At 29.6% G+C, this 3,342-nt stretch carries 4 protein-coding genes; 3 read left to right on the top strand and 1 reads right to left on the bottom strand.

Annotated elements, in window-relative coordinates:
* Positions 1-290: 290 nt before the first annotated feature.
* The gene (scfA, locus tag KHW44_RS07660) at positions 291-440 is read right to left on the bottom strand and encodes a six-cysteine ranthipeptide SCIFF (protein WP_002835215.1); all 150 of its coding nucleotides are present in this window, start codon (positions 438-440) and stop codon (positions 291-293) included.
* A 131-nt stretch (positions 441-571) separates the two neighbouring features.
* Here scfA and KHW44_RS07655 point away from each other — a divergent pair, with 131 nt between their 5' ends.
* From KHW44_RS07655 to KHW44_RS10150, 3 genes are all read left to right on the top strand, one after another.
* Positions 572-2,191 (top strand): ABC transporter ATP-binding protein, encoded by a 1,620-nt coding sequence (locus KHW44_RS07655; protein ID WP_230454532.1) that lies wholly within the window; start codon positions 572-574, stop codon positions 2,189-2,191.
* A 19-nt stretch (positions 2,192-2,210) separates the two neighbouring features.
* On the top strand, positions 2,211-3,023 hold the full coding sequence (locus tag KHW44_RS07650) for a hypothetical protein (protein WP_002835212.1): 813 nt from the start codon (positions 2,211-2,213) through the stop codon (positions 3,021-3,023).
* A 137-nt stretch (positions 3,024-3,160) separates the two neighbouring features.
* Positions 3,161-3,342, top strand: a 182-nt coding sequence (locus KHW44_RS10150) for an ATP-binding cassette domain-containing protein (RefSeq protein ID WP_369680523.1), incomplete at its 3' end; no start/stop codon positions are given.

Here is a 3,342-nt window from a genome sequence, read left to right as displayed (position 1 = left end):
CTAATTTTTCTACTATTTCATCTGCACTTAAATCTTTGTAATAATCAAGTACATCGTAACTTATGTCGTCAAAAACATGGACACTTCCACCGTTTACATCTAAAACAATGTTGTGGCCATTCATTTTGTATTTATGTATCATATAATTCTCCTTTCAGCTACCGTACTATTTTATAGAAAATTCCGAATTAAGTCAATAAAAAACGAAAACCACTCAAAAGAGTGGCATTGATTTAATAATCGCATATCTGATTTTAACTTAAAAGTCTTCAATCATTATGTAAACAAGATTATCTATTTTCGTTTTCACATTCTTGGTTAGCAACTGTGCAAGAAGTTTTGCAAGCTGATTGGCAAGATGTTTGGCATTCACCACAACCACCTTTGCAAGCTGATTCTTTCAAAGTGTTAGGTGTTAAAGTTTTAATATGTTTTTCCATAATATTCACCTCAAAATAATTATATCATAAATTTAGAAAAAATGTGCGAAATAAAATCATGTTGAATAATAAAAAAAAGGATTGCATAAACATAAAACAAGTGATATATTTAATTTAAAGGAATGATGAAAATGTTCAAGTACATTACGCAAAATAAAAAATTATTCTACTTAACACTTCTTACAGCGCCAATTGCCGTTGGGTTTGATATTGGCTTGGCGTGGCTTTTAAGAATTATAACAGATGCAGGAACTAATGGAGAAGAACAACTTTTGCCCAGACTAATTCTAATTTCTGTGTTGTACATAATTTTTGCAAGTATTTCCGATTTATTATATCGAAAAAGCACAGTAGAACTTACGAATAATTGTATATATAATGTTAGAAATGATTTGTTCAACAGTTTAACAGACGAATCTCTAATCAAAATATCCAAACAAAATAGTGGATATTATATATCAATGTTTTTGAATGATTTGGAAGATTTGAAGATGGATTATTTCAAGAATATGGTGTCTTCATATCATGAAATTCTCAATTTCGTAATATCCTTAGTGTTGCTTGTCAAAATCGACATAATAATGGCAATCACAATAATAATATTTTCTGTGGTGCAATTAGCAGTTCCATTTATTTTCGAAAAATTAATCGAAAAAAGACAAGAAGAACTTATGAATATAAGAAATGAATACACGTCTAGTTTGCAAGAATTCGTGAATAATTTTAATTTGATTAAGTTTTTCAAAAGAGAAATAATTTTTAAAAAAATTAATCAAGATAAATCCATTGAATATCGTAACGCATCAAATACTAAGGAAACTTTGAGCAAAACTATTTACGTTTTATCATTTGCTAGTTCGTTGGCAATGTATTTGGGTTGTATGTTGGTCGGAATTTGGCTAGTATTTAAAGACAGAATAACCATTGGTCAAGTAATAGAATCAAGTCAACTTATGGCTTATGTGACAGGACCGTTGTTAAATTTCACAGATATAATGACAAGTTTCAAATCAGCAAAGCCAGTCCAAAACAAAGTTATAAATTTCATCTCTGAAGAAAAACCTGTTGAAGTAGAAGATGAATTCGAATTTAATAATTTGAAATTAAACAATATTTCGTTCAAATATCCAACAAGTGACAAATACGTTTTGAAAAATTTGGATTTTACATTTGAAAAAGGCAAAAAATACATTATTATTGGAGAAAGTGGAACGGGTAAATCAACTATATTCAAGATTTTGCAAAAACAAGAAATAGCAACCGAAGGAGTAGTTCAGATTAACAATAAAAATATTTTGAATATTACAGATAGCACATATTATTCGAAAATCGGATTTGCAACACAAGACACTGGAATATTCACAGCAAGCATCAAAGACAACATATCCTTGTATGACAACAGACCTGTAGATAAAACAATCATTGAACAATTGGGATTAAATACTATGATTAATTCCAAACCAAAAGGAATTGACACTGTAATCTCCAGCGAAGACAAGTCTATCTCAGGTGGAGAGAAACAACGAATAGCCATTGCAAGACTACTAAATGAAGACTTCGACTGTATTTTATTAGACGAATCGACATCCTCATTGGATAAACACAGTGTAGATATTGTTGAAGAATGCATACTTTCGAAAAAAGATTTGACAGTAATAGCAATCACACATCATTTGACAAGTAAAGCTATTGAAATGAGCGACTGTGTTTTAAAATTAGAAGACGGGAAATTAGTACCAGTTACAATGTAAACTAAAAGAGGGTAATGATATGGGAACTAAAAACACTTATAACAACTATCAATTTTATGAAACACCAGCATTGACTAAATATTTGGAAGAACAATCAATAAAAGGCTATAGTTTTTGTGGTGCAGTGGGAAGTTTTTTGGATATACTGAAGTTTCGCTATGATGAAAACAAAGCCCCACAATCTTATTGTGTCTTACGTAAGCGCTTGGATAAAAATATAGATGAAAAAATACAAATCATGAAAACTAATTCTCAGATCATTTATGAAAATAATGTGTATGTTGTATTTGCAAATAATTCTGAGGAGGATACGGAGTTAGAATCCATTTTAAAAAAGCAAAATGCTCTCCAAGCAGTTTCCATTAAAAAATCTGTAGCATTTATCAGTATATTATTGATTATTTCTGTGATTAGTGTGGCTTTGAATATATTATGGCCACAAAACACAAACTTAGTGTTAAACAGTCTGAATGTGGGAGTTTGTATTTCTCTAATTATTAATTTTTTGATTTATTTTATTGGAGATTTGCACGATTATTTTTCAGGAAAAGCAGTAGTAATAGACGGGAAGCTAATATTTAATAACCGCACCAAATTAAAAGATTCGCTATTTCGACTTGGAGATGTACTTAAATTCTCAATATTATTGGTAAGTATATTTCTTAGCATAAAGGTTGTGCTACAAGCAAGTGATCCTGCGGTTACAGTTAATGTTTTAAAAATGTGGTCGATATTTTGTATTGTGGGATTTGCTTCAAGGATAAAATTTCAAAAATCATATATCGCATTGCTTTATATCGAAGTATTTCTAATAACACTTGGAGCGATATAGAATATATTGTATAGTTTGTTACAAATTGAAAATTGATTAAAATTGCGCGATTAATTTCGCGTTTTTTTATTGCATATTTGTTATAGGAAATTGTTTTTTTTAGGATATGCTCTATAATTATATTTGAGAGTATAATTATGGAGCGGAATATGATAGAGATAAACAACTTGAAAAAAGATTATGAAATAATTAAGAGAAAAAGTTTATTAAACAAAGAAAGAACTATCGTGAATGCAGTGAAGAAGATTTCTTTTAAAATTGAAGATGGAGAAAGAGTCGGACTCATAGGGCTTAATGGAGCTGGAAAGACTACTACGAT

Source organism: Finegoldia magna (assembly GCF_018371055.1).
In the GTDB taxonomy this organism is placed as follows: domain Bacteria; phylum Bacillota; class Clostridia; order Tissierellales; family Peptoniphilaceae; genus Finegoldia; species Finegoldia magna_I.
This window is presented reverse-complemented; position numbering and strand designations above follow the sequence as displayed.